The following is a 19,092-nucleotide window of genomic DNA, read 5'->3' as shown; positions in this document are numbered from 1 at the left end:
CGGGCTGCCCGGCCGGCATTCGCCGTCTAGTTGACGCGGGGTGGAGCAGCCCGGTAGCTCGTCAGGCTCATAACCTGAAGGTCACAGGTTCAAATCCTGTCCCCGCAACCAAATAACCAAAACGGCCCGCCTCAGTGCGGGCCGTTTTGCGTTTGCGGCCTGCCGCGCTCGGGTTTTGATCCTCATCAGGGCCCGCAAGGGAGGCGAGCCGACAAAGCTGGACAGAGAAAGAAAGTCAAGTCCTGTCCCGGCAACCAGTTTCGGCATAAACCCCCAGCAATCTCGAATGGTTGCCGGGGTTTTCTTTGATGCCGGCGTCACTTGTTCGCCGGACATTCCAACCGGCGCTGCCAGGCCATGAATTTCTTTTGTCGATCAATTCACACGGTTTTCCAACCCCGCCGTCAGCGGTATCTCGAGCCCGCGACGCAATCCCGTCGCAACGACCGACACCCTGAATTTTCCGGCGAGCGCCTTGTCGAAAATGGCGCCGACGATGATATCGGCGTCGGCGTCGACCTCCTCGCGGATGCGGGTGGCAGCTTCGTCGACCTCGAACAGCGTCATATCAGTGCCACCCGATATCGAGACAAGGACGCCCTTGGCGCCCATCATCGACGCTTCGTCGAGAAGCGGGTTTGCGATCGCTGCTTCGGCCGCCTTCCTGGCGCGGTCCTCCCCGGTGGCTTCGCCGGTTCCCATCATCGCGCGACCCATATCGCGCATCACCGACTTCACATCGGCAAAGTCGAGATTGATCAGCCCTTCCTTGACGATGAGGTCGGTGATACAGCCGACGCCGGCGTAGAGGACGCGATCCGCCATGGCGAACGCGTCCGCGAAGGTCGTCCTGGCGTCGGCGATCCTGAAGAGGTTCTGGTTCGGGATGACGATGACGGTATCGGCGCTTTCGCGGAGCCGCTCGATGCCCTCATTGGCGGCATGCATTCGACGGTTCCCTTCGAAGACAAACGGCTTGGTGACGACGGCCACGGTCAGTATTCCCGCGTTGCGCGCGGCCTGCGCTATGACCGGTGCTGCACCAGTTCCGGTTCCGCCTCCCATGCCCGCGGTCACGAAACACATATGCGTTCCCGCAAGATGGTCCATGATTTCGTCGATCGATTCCACGGCCGCGGCATGGCCGACCTCGGGCAGGGATCCTGCACCAAGGCCTTCCGTGACGTGCGCTCCCAATTGGATCAGCCGCGTTGCCTTCGACATGGTGAGCGCCTGAGCATCGGTGTTGGCAACGATAAATTCGGTGCCCTGCAAGCCTTCGGCGATCATGTTGTTGATGGCGTTGCCGCCACCGCCGCCAACCCCGATGACGGATATTTTGGGCCTCATCTCCGAGATTGCCGGCCTCGTTGCAGTGTTCATTTGCCGTCTCTCCCATTGAATGCGCCAGCGCAGCGGTCGGTGGAAGGCTTGCTCCTGGCGCACTGCAAAGACTTTGGACAGTGAGCGAATCAGGACAGCCCAGCGTAACCAAGGGAATCAGACGGTTGAACCGGCTGCAAGTGCAGTATGCAAACTCGCGCATGTTAAGCGTCATTGGTTTGCCGGCCGAGACCGATCTTCCTGTTTCTACTTCACGCCGATGCCGGCCGTCAGGCCGCCATCGATCCTGTAGTCCGCACCGGTGCAGAACCCGGCTTTCGACGAACACAGAAAGGCGATGAGTTCCGCCACTTCCTCCGGCTCGCCGATGCGCCCGATGGGGTGGGCTTCGCCGAAGCGCCTGTAGGCGGCCTCGACATCGGCGTCGGTGCCATTCTCGCCGCGCGCCGCCTTTTCCAGGATCGGGGTGCGGATCGAGCCTGGGCTGACGGAATTGACGCGAATGCCGGAGCGCGCGTAGTCAAGCGCCAGAGAGCGCGTCAGTGTGTGGATGGCGCCCTTGGTCGTAGCATAGGCGGCGACGTTCTGCTGGCAGGCGAAGCCCTGCACCGAAGCCACGTTGACGACGGCGCCGCCGCCTCTCTTCATCATCTCGGGGATACCGAAATGCGCGGTCAGGTAGATCGAGCCGACATTGACGGACATCGCCTGGTTCCAGGTGTCGAAATCGGTGCTAACAGCGGTTCCATATGGATGGACCGCCGCGGAATTGACGATGATATCGAGGCCGCCGAACCGCTCGACACCGGCCGCGACCGCATCGCGAACCTGATCCGGCACGGAGACGTCGACGGCCATGACCAGCGCCCCGGCGCCGGAGCTGTCCAGTTCCACTGTCATCGCCGCGTTGGCCGCGCGATCAATGCCGCAGGCGATGATCGCCGCGCCGCCCGCCGCAAGACGTCTGGCAGTTGCCAGGCCGATCCCGGTCGTCCCCGTCACCAGAGCGATCTTGCCGTCGAAATCCTTCATTGCGCAAACTCCTTTAATTTGACTTCCATTGTGGCCCAACAATACGGTTCTGTTTTATCGCAAAGGAAAGCCTCGATGGAACAATGCTGGCGCTGGTATGGCCCTGACGACCCGGTGACGCTCGATCATGTCAAGCAGGCCGGAGCCACGGGCGTCGTATCCGCCCTGCATAATATCTATGACGGCCGCGCCTGGCCTTTGGCGGATATCCTGGAACGCAAGCGAATCATCGAAGCCGAAGGGCTGACCTGGTCGGTTGTGGAGAGCATTCCCGTCCATAATTCGATCAAGATCGGCTCGGCGGAAAGGCAGCGTTACGCGGGTTGGTACAAGGAAAACATCCGCGCGCTGGCGAAGGCCGGCATAAAGACCATTTGCTACAATTTCATGCCTGTGGTCGACTGGACCCGCACCGACCTTGCCTATCGGCTTCCAACGACGGGCTACGCCCTGCGTTTCGACGCGATCGATTTTGCCGCATACGACCTGTTCGTCCTGAAGCGCAGGAATGCCGAGGCCAGCTACAGCGCGGCACGTGTCGCAGAGGCGGAATTACGCTTCAAGGCGCTGAACGACGAGCAGATCGACAGGATCGAGCGCAATCTCATCGCTGGCCTGCCAGCAACCGAGCGCAGCTACAACCGTGAAAGCTTTCGCGAGGCATTGGCGGAATACGATTCGATCGGGCCGAAGGAGTTGCGCAACAATCTTGCCTGGTTTTTGCACGAGATCATTCCCGTGGCCGAGGAGGAGGGGGTGCGCATGTGCATCCATCCCGACGACCCACCATTCTCACTCTATGGCTTGCCACGGATCGTCTCGACCGCCGAGGACGCGCGTTTCATCCTGAACGCCGTCGACAGCCCGGCGAACGGCCTGACATTCTGCACCGGCTCGTACGGTACGCGCGCAGACAACGACATTGTCGGCATGGTCAAGGAATTCGCCGACCGGATCCATTTCGTCCATCTGCGCAATGTAACCATCGAGGATGACGGCTCCTTCTATGAAGCCGAGCATCTGGAGGGCGGCACTGACATGGCGCATGTCATCCTCGCTTTGATGCAGGAAGAGACGCGCCGCAGTAGGGAAGGTCGCGCCGACTGGCGGATTCCCATGCGTCCTGATCATGGCCATCTGCTCGCCGACGATATCGGCAAGACCAGGATCAACCCCGGCTACTCATTGATCGGGCGGCTGAAGGGCCTCGCCGAACTGCGCGGCATCATGCGCGCCGTGGAACGTTTTGATCTGGCCTGAGGATTGCAAACGGGAAGTGGTGCTAAGGTCGATGGCTTGATGACACAAGCTCGGCCTTGCGCCGTGCCGTCTCCAGCCCGATGGCTATGAAGCGGCGCGCATGCCGGGCCAGTTCCATATTGTCGGTCCACAGATTGCGCCAGATGGCCGTTTTCTTCGACAGGTTCTCGTCGACGATCTCCGATGAGAAGGACTCGAAGCTGAGGTCGTCGCTATAGCCGATCGCGGTCAGCGCATCGAAGATCACGGCGAAGTCGATGTTACCGGTGCCGAGGAAGCCGCGATGGCTCTCGCCGATATGGACATAGCCGATCTTCTTCGCGGCTTGGCGGATGGCCAGCCCGACATCGGCCTCCTCGATATTCATGTGGAAAGTGTCGAGATGCAGGAAGATGTTGTCGGAGCCGGTGTCCTCGATGAAGGCTAGCCCTTGTGCGGCGGTGTTGAGCAGATTGCTCTCGAAGCGGTTGACGATCTCGAGGTTGAGCGTGACGCCGGCGGCCTTGGCGGTCTCCGCGACCTTGGCGAGCCTGGCAGCACTGCGGTTCCATTGATCGCGCGTCGGCGCCTCAGTCTGCAATCCGTGGCTGGTGCTGAGGATGCCGGCGACCTTCCGGCCGCCGAGATCGCGGGTAAGCGCGATCGTACGTTTCAGGATTTCGACGCCGTGCGCCGCAATCGCCTTGTCGGCGCTTGAAATGTCGCCGTCGGCCGGCAGTCCGATGCTGATTGCCACGCCGAGATCGAGGTCGGCGATGCGCCTGGCCAGCCCGCCAATGTCAACATTGGCAGGGTCGAGATAGGAGAATTCGATCAAGTCAAAGCCGGCCTCTTTGGTGTTGGCCAGCGTCCGTTCGAGGTCGCCTTGGGCCGAGCTTGCCGACCAGACGAAAGAATGGATTCCAATGCGCGACATGATCGTCTCCAGCTGGTCGAGAGCATCGGACCCAAAAGTGGAAACCGGTTCTGGGAAAATCCGATGCTCAGACAAAAAAGGTGCGGCCGGTCATCCCGGCCGCACCAGCCTTGGGAGGCCTTAGCGGGCTGCGGTCCAGCCCTTGTAGTCCTTCAAGTTCTCGGCTGTGATCAGCTGCGGGTCGAGCAGTACCGTCGCCTCGGCCGGCTTTTTGCCGGCGAGCACCTCAGCCGCCATCTGCAGCGACTGGCCAGCCATGACGTAAGGATCTTGCGAGGCCGAGGCCTTGATCATCGAGGTGCCGGAAGAGAGTTCCTTCTCGATATCGGGCGCGCCGTCGACCGCGGTGAAGATGAACTCCGAGCGGTTGAGCTGCTTGGCCGCAAGCTGGGCGCCGATCGCCGTCGGATCATTGATGGCGAACACCGCGTCGATCTTGTCGAAACGGGTCAGCAGCGACTGGAACACCTTCAGGCCGCCGTCGCGCGAGCCTTCGGCATTCTGGTCGTCGGAGAGGATCTTGATATCCGGATGCTTCGCCAGCACGTCCTTGCAGCCCTTGACCCGCTCCAGGATCGACGACGATGCCGGGCCGTTCAGGATGACATAGTCACCCTTGCCGCCGGTATGGTCGACCAGATACTGGCAAGCCGCTTCACCGGCCTTGACGTTGTTGGTCATCACGGTGACGTCGGCGCCCGGCGCCGAAACATCGAAAGCGGCAACCACGATGCCCGCCGCCTGCGCCTTCTTCACCGCCGGTGCGATCGCCTTGGCATCGACGGCGTTGAGCATGATCACGTCGACGCCGGCGGCGATGAAGGAGTCGACCTGCGAGACCTGCTTGTTGAGGTCGTAGTCGGCCGACACCGACGTCACCTCGACATTAGGGTTGATCTTCTTGGCGGCGTCCTCGATGCCCTTGATGGTGGCGACGAAGAACGGGTTGCCGAGCAGGCCGACCGAGATGCCGACCTTGTTCAGATCCTTGGCCGAAGCCGGTGCGATGACGACGGCCGCAAGGGCAACGCCGCAGAGCAGTTTAGCGATGGTCTTCATTGTTTTCCTCCTGATGCCCCGCGCCTCTCACGGTGCGTTACATGAAACCGGGTCATTGACGCCGGCGACTAAGGTCAATCACGTTCTTGCTCCTGCCTGGAGCCTGTAGCGGTCGAGGGCGACCGCCACGATGATGACCAATCCCTTGATGATGTACTGCCAGATGTCCGAAACACCGGCCAAGATGAGCCCATTGGAGAGCACCGCGATGATCAGCCCGCCGATCAGCGTGCCCCAGATCGAACCGACGCCGCCGACAAAGCTGGTGCCGCCGAGAATGACCGCGGCAATGGCGTCGAGTTCGTAGGATTGCCCAAGCTGCAGCCCATTGGCCGCGTAGAGCCGGGCCGCCGACATGGCGCCGCCAAGGCCGGCCAGAAGGCCGGAAACGCCATAGACGAAGAGTAGCACCAGCGGCACCTTGATGCCGGTGAGGCGCGCGGCCTCGGCATTGCCGCCGACGGCATAGATCCAGGTGCCGAGCACGGTGCGCTTGAGCACCAGCCAGGACAGCACCACGACCGACAGAGCGATGATGACCAGCCAGGGGATGCCGAACAGCGAACCGTTGCCGATGAAGTCGAACGGCAGGTCAGAGTTGAACACTGTGGTGTCCTGGCCGAGCAGGCGGGCGACGCCGCGCACGGCTGTCAGCGAACCCAGCGTGACGATGAAGGGCGGCAGCTTGATATAGGCGACGAGCAGCCCGTTGATGACGCCGAAGCCGAGGCCGACCAGAATGGCCGCCGGCACGCCGAGCATGCCCCACTCCGGCACCAGCGACACCATCACCGCCACCATCGCCGAGGCGGCAAGAATGGAGCCGACGGACAGGTCGATGCCGCCGGTCAGGATGACGAAGGTCATGCCGGCCGCGAGCACGATGTTGATCGACGACTGCTGCGTGACGATCAACAGGTTGGTCTCGGTGAGAAAGCGCGGGTTCATGAACTGGAAGCCGGCGGCCAGCAGGATCAGGACCGGCAGCATGCCAAGCGCGGCGAAGGCGGTGCGCAGCCGCCGGCTCCTGCCGACCGCCTGGTCACCCGCGCTGATCTCGGTTGCCTTGTCGGTCATCCCTTGGCCGCTCCCGTTGCAAGTTCCATGATTGCTTCCTGACTGAGCGGCTGGCCGGCGGATGCCATAACTTCGCCAGCGATAGTGCCGTCGCGCATCACCAGCACGCGGTCGGCGACGCCGATCACCTCCGGCAGTTCGCTGGAGATCATCAGGATGGCGATGCCCTTCTTGGCGAGATCGTCGATCAGCCGGTAGATTTCGGACTTCGCCCCGACATCGACGCCGCGAGTCGGCTCGTCGAGGATGAGGACCCGCGGCTCGGTTTCGAGCAGGCGGGCGAGCAGCACCTTCTGCTGGTTGCCGCCCGACAGCGAGCCGGCATTGGCCTGCACCGACCTGGTGCGGATGGAGAGGTCGGAAACGGCCTTGGCGGCGCGCCTTTCGGCCGTGGCGAAGTCGCGCAGGCCGCCGGCCTGCGCGTCCCTTGCGAGCACGCCCATGCTGATATTGTCGGAAATCGACATGTCAAGGAACAGACCGAGTTCCTTGCGGTCTTCGGTGAGATAGGCGATGCCGGCGTCCAACGCCTCGCGCGGCGAGCCGATGGCTATCGGCTTGCCGTCGAGTTCCAGCGTGCCTGATGTGTGCCTGTCGGCACCGAAGATCAGCCGTGCGAGCTCGGTGCGGCCCGAGCCGACCAGGCCCGCCAGCGCCAAGACCTCGCCCTTGTGCAGGTCGAAGGAACAGTCCTTCAAAAGATTGCCGTCCGACATGCCCTGCACCGATAGCGCGATCGCGCGCTTGCTGTCCGGCGGGCGGTGATCCTTCTTGTAGAAGGCGGACAGATCACGGCCAACCATCATCGAAACGAGGCGCGAGGCGTTCAGATCGGCGCGGTCGAGCGTGCCGACAAAGCCGCTGTCGCGCAGCACGCTGACACGGTCAGCAAGTTGGTAGACCTCTTCCATCCGGTGGCTGATGTAGATGATGGCGATGCCCTGCGACTTCAGCGTCGCAATGACCTCGAACAACCTGTCCGTCTCGCGCGAGGTCAGCGAGGTGGTCGGCTCGTCCATGACGATGATGCGCGCACTGGTCGACAGCGCGCGAGCGATCTCGACTAGCTGGCGTTCGCCGAGCGACAGGCTGGAGACCGAGTCCCGCGCCGAGAAAGAGACGCCGAGCCGTGCGATGATCTCGTTAGCGCGCCGATTGCACTGATCGCGGTCGACGATGCCGAACCGTCTCGGCTCGTTGCCGAGGAAGATGTTCTGCGCAACCGTCAGGTTGGGCGCCAGCGACAGCTCCTGATAGATGACCGCAATGCCGTTGGCGCGCGCCTTGATCGGGTCGCCGGTCGCAACCGGTGTGCCGTCGATCAGGATATCGCCGCCTGGATCCGGCCGATAGGCGCCGGACAGCACCTTCATCAGCGTCGACTTGCCGGCGCCGTTTTCGCCCATCAGCGCGTGCAGTTCGCCGGCGTGGACGGTCAGCGACACGTCCTGCAAGGCGCGGATCGGGCCGAACGTCTTGGAGATGTGCCGCATCTCCAGCATCGGCTGGCGCGCCGTCTCGATTTGGGCAGCGGCGGTCATCGTGAACCTCGCGCTGCAGTTTCAACGATGCCTCGATCGCCGGCGAGGCCGCGCCAGCTGTCGCGGTATCCAGCAAGACCAGCGAAGCCGGAGGCGCACACCGGCTCCGGCGCATCGGCGGCAAATTCGCGTCCAACACTCTCGAAGGCAAGAGCCGCCGCTCCGGTGGCGCTGCCCTCCAGCGTGGCGCCCTGCATGAAGGGCTGGCCGGGGCGCAGCTGCGCCAGCAGGGCGGCGAGCACGCCGCCACTGTTCAGCCCGCCATCGACAATTACGGTATCGTTCGAATGGATCAGGTCGAGACACAGATCGATCATCAGTGCGACATAGAGCAGTGCCACAGCCGCGCGCTCCTCCGCGTTGGGTGTGCGCCCGACCAATTCGCCGGGATGGCCAGGCATCGGCCCGCCCGGGGCGAAACTAGGCAGCGCCATGATGCCGGCGTCGATCACCTGCTGTACCGAGGAGCGGGCGATTGCGCCTTGCCAGCCGGCGCTGATTGTCGCGAATTCACGGCCGCCCATGAAACGGATGGTCGGCACCGGGCCAGTATCGACATCGACATTGACCAGCATGTCGCGGTCGCGGTCGAGCGCGTCGAGCGGGCAGTCCGGGTTGAGCACGACGACCCAGGTGCCGGTCGAGACGACAGTGACCGCCCCAAGCTCCTGCCGGCGATAGGCATGGAGCGCCGCATTGCTGTCATGGACACCGTTGTGGATGGCAATCGGCTGTGTTGCCCCGCCGAAGCGCCGCTCGCCGATGACAGCTCCGGCACGCTCAAAGGCGGGCATCTGGCCGCGCCAGCCCTCGGCGTCGACCAGCGAACTGAAATCGCGCTTGCGCGGCGCCCACAGATGCGAGTGACAGCCGAGATAGGACACTTCCGAGACCGCCCGGCCGCCAAAGCGCCAGCTCCAGTATTGCGGATAGCCGAGGATCGATTTCGCGGCATCGAACGCGCTGGGTTGCACCGCCTTCAGCCACAGCATGTGGCGACCATAGTTGAAGCCGAGCGGCAGGAGCGGCGAGAAAGTCTCGGCAAAATCCGGAATGCGGCGATCGATCTGCGCGGCGATCTCAGCAGGTGGCTCCTGCTCGTAGTCGAGAATAGGATGCGTCAGCGCCGCATTGTCGACCAAGGCAAAGGTGCAGCCATGGCCCGAAACCATCAATCCTTCCACACCATGATTGTCGACCGCTTCGCCGACTACGCGAGCCGCCCAATCGTGAAGCGCTGTCTCGTCGAGCACACTGAAGTCGCCTTTGCGCGTCCAGTTCGGCTGAGTCCGGCGCTCATCGAGAATCTGCCCGTCCTGACCAAAGACGAAGAGCTTCGAGTTGGTCTTGCCGAAGTCGAGGACGGCCACCTTCACTGCAGGGCTCCGGAGGCAGAGGCGATCCGCACCATGACGCCGGCGTCTTCGAGCATGCGTGCGTCCGCATCGGACAGGCCGTCATCGGTCACCAGCGTGCCGATGCGGGACAGAGGCAGCGCGACGTTGCGCGCGTGGATCGACAGTTTGCGGCTGTCGGCCACCACCACGATCTGGTCGGCGCATAGGCTGAGTTCGACGATGGAGCGGACCAGCAGCGGATGCGATTCCAGCACGCCCTCCGGGCCGACGCCTTGCGCGCCAAGAAAGAATTTCGACGCATAGAACGGCACGGCCTGGGTGAGCGAATGGATGATGCCAGGCTCGCGATGAAGCTCACCGCCGGCGATGGTTAGGCTGCAATGACCGTGGTCGCTCAAATAGGCGATGAGCGGCATCGAGTTGGTGTAGAGCCGGATGTTGCGGTCGGCGAGCTTGGCACCGAGATGGAAACAGGTCGAACCGCCATGCACGATGACGGCGTCGCCATCGCGCACCATGGTCGCGGCGAGAGCCGCGATCTGCCGCTTGGCTTCGACTGCGAGATCGCGGTTCTCGTCATAGGGCCTGGCATAGGCGACGCCCGCCTGCGAGGCGCCATCGAGCGCCGAGATGCCGCCATAGACCTTTCGTGCTTCACCGGCCTCATCGATCTTGTCGATGTCGCGCCGCACCGTCGCTGCCGACACGCCGAGCCGCTCCTGCAGCTCGCGCACTGAGGCGAAGGGGCGATCCCGCAACAACTCGACAATCTGACGCTGGCGGCCGGAGTCGCTCAACGGATACCCTCCCGAAATGCCATTTTGCCACGGCAATTGGTGCAACTTACTCAACACCGATCAGATTGCAAGCTCGATTTGACTAGATAAGATCACTATTGACGTAACTTACTCGCATCTGCGATACCAGCATCACTCGTTATCCCGGCAGCGGGATATCCAAAGCCGTGGCCACGCGGCCGTTTGTGAAGGAATTTCGATGGCAAACTATGCGGATGCGCAGGAATTGACTGCTTTGCGGTCGCTTTCGGCCAGCATCGGGCGCGACCCGCATTTGACCCAGGCCGCGGGCGGCAACACTTCGCTGAAGGCTGGCGACACGCTCTGGATCAAGGCTTCCGGTACTTGGTTGAAGAATGCGCTCGCCGAAGACATTATGGTTCCCGTGGCGATCGCCCCGCTGCTCAGGGCTGTCGAACAGCGCGACCCGGCCGCCGATAAGCCGCAGGGTTTCGCCATCGAGGCGCTCAACACACGCAGGCTGCGCCCCTCGATCGAGACCACGGTTCATGCCCTGATGCCGCAGCGCGTCGTCCTGCATGTCCACTGCGTCGACACTATTTCGCTTGCCGTGCAGGCCGACTGCGAGGCTCAAATCGCCAAGCGCCTCGATGGTCTCGAATGGGCGTATGTTCCCTATCGCCGGCCGGGCCTGCCGCTCGCCCAAGGCATTGCCGAGCGCCTTCGACCAGGAGTCGATATGCTGATCCTTGCCAATCACGGCCTGGTCGTCGCAGCCGAGACCGTTGCCGGCGCCGAAGCGCTGCTGCGCCGCGTCACAGGGCTGCTGGCGCGGCCGCCCCGCGAGGTGGCGGAGCCCAACCTTGCTGCACTGACGGCGCTCATCGGACGCACCGGTTACAGGTTGCCGGCGGATGTCGAAGCGCATGCGGCCGCGACCGATCCGGAAAGCTGCCGCATGGCGTCGGGGGGCAGCCTCTATCCCGATCACGTTATCTTTCTCGGCCAGGGTTCGGTCGTGGCGAGACCCGGCGAGGACGTGAAGCGTGTCACCGAACGGTGCGACAGTGCACCGGTGGCAATCCTGTTTCCCGGGCTTGGCGTGCTGATGCGCGGCGACGCGAGTGGCGGCGCCGACGCCATGCAACGCTGCCTTGCCGACGTGACGGCGCGGGTCGATGTCGCGGCGAAGCTGAACTATCTGACCGCCGCCGAGAACGACGAACTGATCAACTGGGACGCCGAGCAGTACCGCCAGAAACTCAATGCAGCCGGCACCTGACATGGCGCGTTCGATGGGCCCGCTTTCGATCGGCCCCCTTTCGATCGGCATCGACATCGGCACATCAGGTGCGCGCGCCGTCGCCATGCGCCCGGACTTTTCGATTGCCGCGCGTTCCGCCGTCCCACTCGACAGATTTGGCCAGAACGCCCCCGACCCCTCAGTGTGGTGGTCAGCGGTCGGCGCGGCGCTGACCGAACTGCTTTCAGGCATCGATCGCGCCGCGGTGCGGTCGATTGCCGTCGACGGCACTTCGGGCACGCTGCTGCCGGTCGACGGCGCCGGGCGGCCGCTCGCCGAACCGTTGATGTACAATGACAAGGTCGACGACGACGCTATTCTGGCCGTGATCGCGCGCGAGGCGCCGGCAGCGAGCGCAGCACTTGGGGCGACGTCCGGTCTCGCCAAGGCGCTCTGGTTCCAACGACGGCCCGGCGTTGCCGCGGTGCTGCATCAGGCCGACTGGATCGCGGGACAGTTCTCCGGCCGTTTCAATGTCAGCGACGAGAACAATGCCCTGAAAACCGGTTACGACGTCGAGGCCCGGCGCTGGCCGGACTGGATCGCGGCGACCGGCATGCGCATGGTATTCCTGCCTCGCGTCGTCAAGCCGGGCGACATCACGGGAACGCTCTCCGCGAGCGCCGCGGATTTGTTCGGCCTGGCGCGCGACGTCGCCGTGGTCGCCGGGACGACGGATGGCTGCGCGTCATTCCTGGCGACGGGCGCTACGGCAGTTGGCGACGGCGTCACCGCTCTGGGGTCCTCGCTGACCATCAAGATCCTCTCCGACCGGCCGATCTCGGCGCCGCAGTTCGGCATCTATAGTCACCGGTTGGGAGATGCCTATCTGGCGGGTGGTGCGTCGAATTCGGGCGGCAAGGTGCTGGCGCAGCATTTTCCCCTCGCGCGCATCATCGAGTTGAGTGCGGCGATCGACCCTATGACGGAGACGGGCCTCGACTATTATCCACTTCCCGCGGTCGGCGAACGCTTCCCGGTAGCCGATCCTGCCCTGCCGCCGCGTCTGACGCCGCGGCCGGCGGACGACGCCGACTATCTGAAAGGAATGTTGGAGGGCATTGCCGAGATCGAGGCGCTCGGCTATCGCCGGCTTGCCGAGCTCGGCGCGCCTCGGCTGAACTCGGTCAGAAGTGTCGGCGGCGGTGCGGCAAACGCCGCCTGGACCGCGATCCGGCAGCGCAAGCTGGGCGTCGATTTTCTGCCGGCGCTTTCGGACGAGGCGGCCGCCGGCACGGCGCGGCTGGCGCTGATGGGCGCAATCGAAGCGGGGCTTTTGTGATCACGAAGACAGTTGAACATGTCGATGGCATCGGAGCGCTGGTTGAGCGCTATCAGGTGTTCCTGCTCGATCAGTTCGGCGTGCTGCACGATGGTACAAACCCTTATCCGGGCGCCGTGGAGGCATTGTCGGCGCTGAAGCGCGCAGGCAGGACGATTGTGCTGGTCTCAAACTCGGGCAGGCGCGCGCGGCCCAACGAAGCCCGCTTGCTGAAGCTCGGCTTCCAACCAGGAAGCTGGGATCAATTTGTCTCCTCCGGCGAGATCGCGTGGCGGTCCTTTCACGAAATGGCGATATCTGGAACGCTGCGCCCAAACACAAAGTGCCTACTGATCAGCCGCGAGGGCGATCGCTCGGCGATTGAAGGCCTGCCTTTCGCGTTGACCGGTGACGGCGACGATGCCGAGCTGGTGCTGATCGCCGCCAGTGAGGGCGATCGCTATGACATCGATCACTATCGCAGACTTTTTGCACCGGCAGCAATGCGGCAGGTGCCGTGCTTCTGCACCAACCCCGACAAGATCATGCTGACCGCCGTGGGGCCTCGCTTTGGCGCCGGTCAGCTTGCGGATCTCTATGAGAGCCTCGGCGGCAGCGTCACCCGTATCGGCAAGCCTTATACCCCGATCTTCGACGCCGCGCTGGCGCTGGCGGGCAACCCGGACCGAAGCAGCGTAGTCTGTGTCGGCGACAGCGTCGAACACGATGTCGCCGGCGGAATTGGCGCCGGCGTGGCGACTGCGCTGGTCTTGTCCGGAATATTGGCTGACACCCCTGACCTGGCCGAGCTTTTCGACAGTCTGGATGCCTACCCCGATTACACCACGGATGTTTTTAAATTCGCTGATTGAGGCCGGCAGTTTTCCAGGGTTGGGCGCTGCCACGGCAATGATACTGTCGGTCGTGGTGCTCGGTGGCGCAGCCCTTTGGCTGCCGGTGCCAGTTCACATCTGGTTGGTCGGAGGCTATTGATCCTGCATGCGTGATTTTCAACTCCCCGGTCGGTCGCCGGTTCGTGCGACGGAAGCGATGGCCGCGACATCGCACCCTCTGGCGACACTGGCGGCGCTCGAGATGCTGCGGTCCGGCGGTAACGCGATGGATGCAGCCGTGTGCGCGGCGGCGGTGCAGGCGGTCGTCGAGCCGCAATCGACCGGTATCGGCGGCGACTGTTTTGTCCTCTATTGTCCCAACGGCCAAGGCGAGGTTCTGGCCTTCAACGGCTCCGGCCGCGCACCTGCGTCAGCGACGGCTGAATGGTATCTGGACAGGGGGCATGTCGAACTGCCTGCGTCCGGTCCGCACGCGGTCACCGTGCCGGGCGCCGTTGACGCCTGGTGCCGGCTGCTCGAGAAGCACGGCAGAAAGGGCATCGACGCCGCGCTCGCACCTGCCATACGCTACGCAGAACAGGGCTACGTCGTCCAAGACCGCGTCGCCTTCGACTGGGCTGAAAGTGCTGCCTTGCTTGCCGCTGACGAACATGCCGCGCGGATATTTCTGCCGGATGGAAGGGCGCCGCAGGCAGGCGAGTTGCACCGGCAGCCGCAACTGGCCGACACCTTGCGCATCGTCTCGCGCCGTGGCCGCGCCGGCTTTTACGAAGGCGAGATTGCGGACGACATGGTCTCGCGTCTGCGCGCGCTTGGCGGGCTGCATGCGCTCGAGGATTTTGCGGCCACGAAGGGTGAGTATGTCAGGCCGGTCGGTACGTCCTACCGAGGCTACGACATCCATCAGATGCCGCCGAACAACCAGGGCCTGACGGCACTGATCATGCTGAATGTGCTGTCAGGCTTCTCGCTAGGCGCGCTGGAACCGAACGGCGCCGAGCGCTTTCACCTCGAGATCGAGGCTGGGCGGCTTGCCTATCAGGACCGCGACAATTTCATCGGCGACCAGAATCACGTCCATGTTCCGGTTGAGCAGTTGTTGTCCAGATCCCATGCGGACCGGCTCCGCGCCGAGATCGATCCGGCGCGTGCGATGACGCATCTGCCTCGGCTTGAGCTTCAGCCGAGCGATACCGTTTACATCTCCGTGGTCGACCGCGATCGTAATGCGGTCAGCTTCATCAACTCGACCTTTGGTTCGTTCGGCAGCGGGGTGGTCGGCCCGAGCACCGGCGTCGTCCTACAGAACCGCGGCAGCAGCTTCCGCCTGGCGGCGGACCACCCAAACCGCATCGCACCGGGAAAACGCCCCATGCACACCATCATGCCGGGCATGGTGACAGCCAAGGGCCGGGCGATCATGCCGTTCGGCGTGATGGGCGGCGGCTACCAGCCGTTCGGCCATGTCCACCTGCTCACCAACATTATCGATTTCGGCATGGACCCGCAGGAGGCGCTTGATGCGCCGAGGGTGTTTTACCGCCAGGACGCAGTGGAGGCGGAGCGTGGCGTTCCGGCCGAGGCGATCGCCGGCTTGCGCGAGCGAGGCCACGACGTGTCCATCCCAACCGAGCCGCATGGGGGCGGCCAACTGGTGCTGATCGACTGGGACAAGGGCACGCTTACCGGCGCGTCGGATCCACGCAAGGATGGTTGCGCGCTGGGTTACTGACGATCGGCCGCGCCTTGCGTGCAGGTCCTGTTCAGTTTTGGCGCTGCCGTCACCAGCGCCTTGCCGATCGTCGATTGCGGGGCACCGATGACCGCACGGGCGTTGCCGCTCTCGGCGACGCGGCCGGCGTCGAGGATGACGACACGATGGGCGATGGCGCTGATAACGCCGAGATCATGCGAAATGAACAGATAGGCGATCCGTTCCTCGCGCTGCAGATCGAGCAGCAATTGCAGGATCTGTCGGCGCACCGATACGTCGAGCGCGGACACCGCTTCGTCGAGCACGATCAGCGACGGCTTTGTCGCGATGGCGCGAGCAATCGCGATGCGCTGGCGCTGGCCGCCCGAGATCTCGTGGATGGCGCGGCCGGCGAGATCAGCGCTCAGGCCGACGCGATCGAGTAGAGCGGCGATGCGGCGCGGGCGTTCTGATCGGGTTGCGATGCCATGGATCCGCAGCGGATCGTCGAGCACGCGCGCGACGGTGGCGCGTGGGTTGAAGGCGGCGAGCGGGTCCTGAAATACCATTTGCAGACGAGCACGCCGGGCGCGCAAGGCAGCGCCGCTCAGGGACAGGAAATCGCCGCCTTCGAACTCGATGCGGCCGGCGTCCGATTCGATCAGCCGCAGCAGCAGCCGCGCGATGGTCGACTTGCCGCTGCCGGAAGGCCCGGCCAGTGCCAGCGTCTCGCCGGGCTCGATGTCGAAGGAAACATCATCGACGGCGGCGATTGTCTTGCCGCCGCGACGATATCGTTTGGTCAGGCCGGAAACAGCCAGCAATGGACGGCTCACCTCGATGCTCCTGCCGGCCGCAGCATTGGTTCGGCGTCGAGGCCGAGATGAGCGTCGAGCAGCGCTCTTGTGTAGGCGTGGCGCGGGCTAGCAATGATCTGCGCCGTCGCACCGAGCTCGACCAGCTCGCCGTGCCGGAACACGGCGATGCGCTCGGCCAGCTCGGTGGCCAGCGCGATGTCGTGGCTGACGAACAGCAGCGTCATCCCGTCCTCGGCCACCAATTGTCGGATCAGCGCGACGATCTCGGCCTGCACGATGGTGTCCAACGCGCTGGTCGCCTCATCGGCGATCAGCAGTTTCGGACCTGCCGCGATCGCGGCGGCGATCGCTACGCGCTGCTTCTGGCCGCCGGAAAGCTGGTGCGGATAGGCGCGCAAGGCGGCATCGGGGTCGGACAGGCGGACGCGTTCGAGCAGGGTTTTTGCCCAAGCATAGGATTGCGGCCAAGTAAGGCGGAGATGCGTGTGCGCAACTTCCGCGATCTGCTCGCCGACCGACATCACCGGATCGAGGCTGGCCGAGGGGTCCTGGAAGACGAAGCCAATGTCGCGGCCGCCGAGGGGGGTGTGGGTGGACCGGGTAATGAATTCGGATGGCTGGCGTTCCTTCACACTCCCCTCAGAGGGGGGTGCCTTGGCACCAACGGATGGCGACGATGGCAAAAACCAGTCAAGGCAGCCGTCAATCCTGGAGGAAGCCTGCAGCAGCCCGGCGATGGCCAGCGCCAGCGTGCTCTTGCCCGAGCCGCTCTCGCCGATGATGGCGAGGCGCTCGCCGGCGGCGACATCGAGGCTGACATGTTTCAGCGCCGCCACCTCGGCGCCATCGCGGCGATAGCTCACCGTCAAATCGCGGATCGAAAGCAGTGCCGTCACGACAGGCTCCTCCTCACCGCTGTCGTTTCGACGACGCCTTCGCCGGCGAGATAGACGCCGAGCACGGTCAGCACGAGCGCTACGCCCGGAATGATCGACAGGAAGGGCGCGGCGCGCAGCACGGCGCGACCTTCGGCGATCATGCCGCCCCAGGTCATGCGGTTCGGGTCGCCGAGACCGAGGAAGGACAATGCCGCTTCAGTAAGGATTGCCGCGGCGACGATTACCGACGACAATGCCAGCACCGGCGGCAATGCGTTGGGCAGCACTTCGCGAAAGGCGATCTCCAGCGGATGCATGCCGATGACGCGGGCGCCGGCGACAAAATCGCGCTCGCGGATCGACAGCACTTCGGCTCGCGCTACGCGCGCCGGACCGGTCCATGCGCCGAGCGCTATCGCCGCGACGACGACGCCGAGCGATGGCCCGACGACGCTGACGAAAGCCAGCGCCAGCAGGAAGCTCGGCACGGTCTGGAAGGCGTCAGTGATGCGCATAAGGACTTCGTCGACGAGGCCGCCGGTAAAGCCGGCCAGCGTGCCGACTATCGCGCCGACGGCAATGGCTGCGGCTGCCGCCGCCAGCCCGACTGCCAGCGAGGTGCGGGCGCCGTGGAAAAGCTCGGCCAGCACGTCACGGCCGAGCCGGTCGGTGCCGAGCGGCAGCGACCAGTCCTGAAAGGGCGGCAGCAATGCCGGCCCGGCAATGGCCTGCGGATCGCCGGGGAAGAACAGCGACGCCGACAACGCCATGGCAAACAGCGCCACCAGGATGACCGCGCCGGCGATCGCTTCCGGCGCCCGAAGAAAGCGGCGAAACGGGTTCACGCGCTCGCCTCGTTGGCGCCGACGCGCGGATCGAGGAAGGCGTAGGCGATGTCGACGAGAAGGTTGATTACGACAACCAGAACGGCGCTGGTGAGAATAATGCCGAGCAGCAGCGGCGTGTCTCGCGCCGCCACTGCTTCCTGCGCCAGCCGGCCAAGGCCGGGCACGGAAAAGACGCTTTCGATGACGACGCTGCCGCCGAGTATCTGCGCCGATTGCAGGCCGAGCATGGTGACCAGCGGCAACAGCGCGTTGCGGGCAACGTGGGCGAGCACGATGCGGCGGCGGGACAGCCCCTTAGCGCGAGCGGCGAGGACAAAATCCTGTCGCCAGACCTCGGCCATGCCGGCGCGCATCATGCGCAGGTAGAGCGCGAGATAGATGAAGCCGAGTGCGGACACCGGCAGGACGAGATGGCTGGCGATATCAACCGCGCGGTCGAGGCCGGTCTTGGCCGAAGCGAGGCTCTCGATGCCGCCGATCGGGAACCAGCGCAGGTCGACGGCGAAGACGATGATCAGCACCAGCCCGAGCCAGAAGCCGGGAACGGCATAGAGCGCCAGCGAACCGATCGACAGGAACCGGTCGCGAAAGCTGCCGGGCCTGGCGCCGGCATAGATGCCGAGTGCCGAGCCGAGCCCGAAGGAGAGCGCGGTGGCGCTGCCCATCAAAAGCAGCGTGTTGGGCAGGCGTTCGAGGATGACGTCGCGGATCGGCCGCGAAAAGCCCACCGATTGGCCGAGGTCGAGATGCAGCAGCGCCCAGAGATAGTTGGCCAGCCGCGTCAGCGCCGACTGGTCAAGACCCCAACGATGGCGCAGCAGTTCGATCATGCCGGCATCGCCGCCGGTCGAGGCGATATAGGCGTCGACCGCGTCGCCGGGGGCGGCTTCCAGCAAAAGGAAAGTGCCGATGACGACAATCAGCAGTACGAAGACGCTGCCGACGAGGCGACGGCGAAGGAGGGTGAGGCTGCGGGTCATGCGGCAATCGCGCTGGGGAGGGACCCCGGCCAGTGGCGTCGCGTTCCACGGCGCCCCCCTCGTGGGGGAGATGTCCGGCAGGACAGAGGGGGGCGCGAAGGAACTCTCATCG

The 19,092-nt window shown here is 64.3% G+C and carries 17 protein-coding genes and 1 tRNA gene; 6 read left to right on the top strand and 12 right to left on the bottom strand.

Translation table 11 applies throughout. The features are described 5' to 3' along the window. Positions 1 to 34: 34 nt before the first annotated feature. Positions 35 to 111: transfer RNA gene (locus ACWTU8_RS27800), tRNA-Met, on the top strand. Positions 112 to 375: 264 nt separating this feature from the next. Here ACWTU8_RS27800 and ftsZ read toward each other — a convergent pair. Continuing rightward, a complete protein-coding gene (ftsZ, locus tag ACWTU8_RS27795) occupies positions 376 to 1,383 on the bottom strand; it encodes a cell division protein FtsZ (RefSeq protein ID WP_029348340.1) in 1,008 nt (335 codons plus the stop codon). Positions 1,384 to 1,590: 207 nt separating this feature from the next. Beyond that, positions 1,591 to 2,376 carry an SDR family NAD(P)-dependent oxidoreductase gene (locus ACWTU8_RS27790; protein ID WP_455850653.1) on the bottom strand — a complete coding sequence of 262 codons (786 nt, stop codon included), beginning with the start codon at positions 2,374 to 2,376 and terminating at the stop codon, positions 1,591 to 1,593. A gap of 75 nt (positions 2,377 to 2,451) precedes the next feature. On the opposite strand from ACWTU8_RS27790, the gene uxuA reads away from it, so the two are divergent. Beyond that, positions 2,452 to 3,636 carry a mannonate dehydratase gene (gene uxuA, locus ACWTU8_RS27785; protein ID WP_455850652.1) on the top strand — a complete coding sequence of 395 codons (1,185 nt, stop codon included), beginning with the start codon at positions 2,452 to 2,454 and terminating at the stop codon, positions 3,634 to 3,636. 22 nt (positions 3,637 to 3,658) lie between these two features. Here the strand turns inward: uxuA and ACWTU8_RS27780 are convergent, their stop codons facing one another. The 6 genes from ACWTU8_RS27780 to ACWTU8_RS27755 form a co-directional block, all read right to left on the bottom strand. After that, positions 3,659 to 4,552 carry a sugar phosphate isomerase/epimerase family protein gene (locus ACWTU8_RS27780; RefSeq protein WP_455850651.1) on the bottom strand — a complete coding sequence of 298 codons (894 nt, stop codon included), beginning with the start codon at positions 4,550 to 4,552 and terminating at the stop codon, positions 3,659 to 3,661. Positions 4,553 to 4,672: 120 nt separating this feature from the next. Then, positions 4,673 to 5,611 carry an ABC transporter substrate-binding protein gene (locus tag ACWTU8_RS27775; RefSeq protein WP_029348335.1) on the bottom strand — a complete coding sequence of 313 codons (939 nt, stop codon included), beginning with the start codon at positions 5,609 to 5,611 and terminating at the stop codon, positions 4,673 to 4,675. Positions 5,612 to 5,689: 78 nt separating this feature from the next. Beyond that, positions 5,690 to 6,688: an ABC transporter permease subunit gene (locus ACWTU8_RS27770; protein ID WP_065009780.1), complete on the bottom strand. Its 999-nt coding sequence runs from the start codon at positions 6,686 to 6,688 to the stop codon at positions 5,690 to 5,692. Continuing rightward, complete coding sequence (locus tag ACWTU8_RS27765; RefSeq protein WP_128344886.1) at positions 6,685 to 8,229, bottom strand: sugar ABC transporter ATP-binding protein; 1,545 nt, start codon at positions 8,227 to 8,229, stop codon at positions 6,685 to 6,687. Before ACWTU8_RS27765 ends, ACWTU8_RS27770 begins: the two co-directional genes overlap by 4 nt. Continuing rightward, the gene (locus ACWTU8_RS27760) at positions 8,226 to 9,605 is read right to left on the bottom strand and encodes an FGGY-family carbohydrate kinase (protein ID WP_455850650.1); all 1,380 of its coding nucleotides are present in this window, start codon (positions 9,603 to 9,605) and stop codon (positions 8,226 to 8,228) included. Before ACWTU8_RS27760 ends, ACWTU8_RS27765 begins: the two co-directional genes overlap by 4 nt. Next, positions 9,602 to 10,384, bottom strand: coding sequence for a DeoR/GlpR family DNA-binding transcription regulator (locus ACWTU8_RS27755; RefSeq protein WP_455850649.1), 783 nt, complete (start codon positions 10,382 to 10,384; stop codon positions 9,602 to 9,604). Before ACWTU8_RS27755 ends, ACWTU8_RS27760 begins: the two co-directional genes overlap by 4 nt. Positions 10,385 to 10,583: 199 nt before the next feature. On the opposite strand from ACWTU8_RS27755, the gene ACWTU8_RS27750 reads away from it, so the two are divergent. The 4 genes from ACWTU8_RS27750 to ggt all read left to right on the top strand — a co-directional run bounded on the left by ACWTU8_RS27750 (position 10,584) and on the right by ggt (position 15,495). Next, complete coding sequence (locus ACWTU8_RS27750; RefSeq protein ID WP_455850648.1) at positions 10,584 to 11,627, top strand: class II aldolase/adducin family protein; 1,044 nt, start codon at positions 10,584 to 10,586, stop codon at positions 11,625 to 11,627. Position 11,628: 1 nt separating this feature from the next. Next, a complete protein-coding gene (locus tag ACWTU8_RS27745; RefSeq protein WP_455850647.1) occupies positions 11,629 to 12,930 on the top strand; it encodes an FGGY-family carbohydrate kinase in 1,302 nt (433 codons plus the stop codon). Next, on the top strand, positions 12,927 to 13,781 hold the full coding sequence (locus ACWTU8_RS27740) for a TIGR01459 family HAD-type hydrolase (protein WP_127209088.1): 855 nt from the start codon (positions 12,927 to 12,929) through the stop codon (positions 13,779 to 13,781). The genes ACWTU8_RS27745 and ACWTU8_RS27740 overlap by 4 nt, the downstream gene beginning before the upstream one ends. A 127-nt stretch (positions 13,782 to 13,908) precedes the next feature. Next, positions 13,909 to 15,495, top strand: coding sequence for a gamma-glutamyltransferase (gene ggt, locus ACWTU8_RS27735; RefSeq protein ID WP_455850646.1), 1,587 nt, complete (start codon positions 13,909 to 13,911; stop codon positions 15,493 to 15,495). Here the strand turns inward: ggt and ACWTU8_RS27730 are convergent. Genes ACWTU8_RS27730 through ACWTU8_RS27715 form a run of 4 tightly spaced genes read right to left on the bottom strand, consistent with a single transcriptional unit; the run spans position 15,489 to position 18,980 of the window. Next, a complete protein-coding gene (locus ACWTU8_RS27730; protein WP_455850645.1) occupies positions 15,489 to 16,292 on the bottom strand; it encodes an ABC transporter ATP-binding protein in 804 nt (267 codons plus the stop codon). The genes ggt and ACWTU8_RS27730 overlap by 7 nt on opposite strands. After that, the gene (locus ACWTU8_RS27725) at positions 16,289 to 17,170 is read right to left on the bottom strand and encodes an ABC transporter ATP-binding protein (protein ID WP_455850644.1); all 882 of its coding nucleotides are present in this window, start codon (positions 17,168 to 17,170) and stop codon (positions 16,289 to 16,291) included. Before ACWTU8_RS27725 ends, ACWTU8_RS27730 begins: the two co-directional genes overlap by 4 nt. Next, the gene (locus ACWTU8_RS27720) at positions 17,167 to 17,997 is read right to left on the bottom strand and encodes an ABC transporter permease (RefSeq protein WP_455850643.1); all 831 of its coding nucleotides are present in this window, start codon (positions 17,995 to 17,997) and stop codon (positions 17,167 to 17,169) included. The genes ACWTU8_RS27725 and ACWTU8_RS27720 overlap by 4 nt, the downstream gene beginning before the upstream one ends. Continuing rightward, positions 17,994 to 18,980: an ABC transporter permease gene (locus ACWTU8_RS27715; protein WP_455850642.1), complete on the bottom strand. Its 987-nt coding sequence runs from the start codon at positions 18,978 to 18,980 to the stop codon at positions 17,994 to 17,996. Before ACWTU8_RS27715 ends, ACWTU8_RS27720 begins: the two co-directional genes overlap by 4 nt. Positions 18,981 to 19,092 lie beyond the last annotated feature (112 nt).

Source organism: Mesorhizobium sp. BHbdii (genome assembly GCF_053848045.1).
The sequence above is the reverse complement of the archived record's forward strand: the minus strand, read 5'-3'. Positions and strand labels throughout refer to the sequence as shown.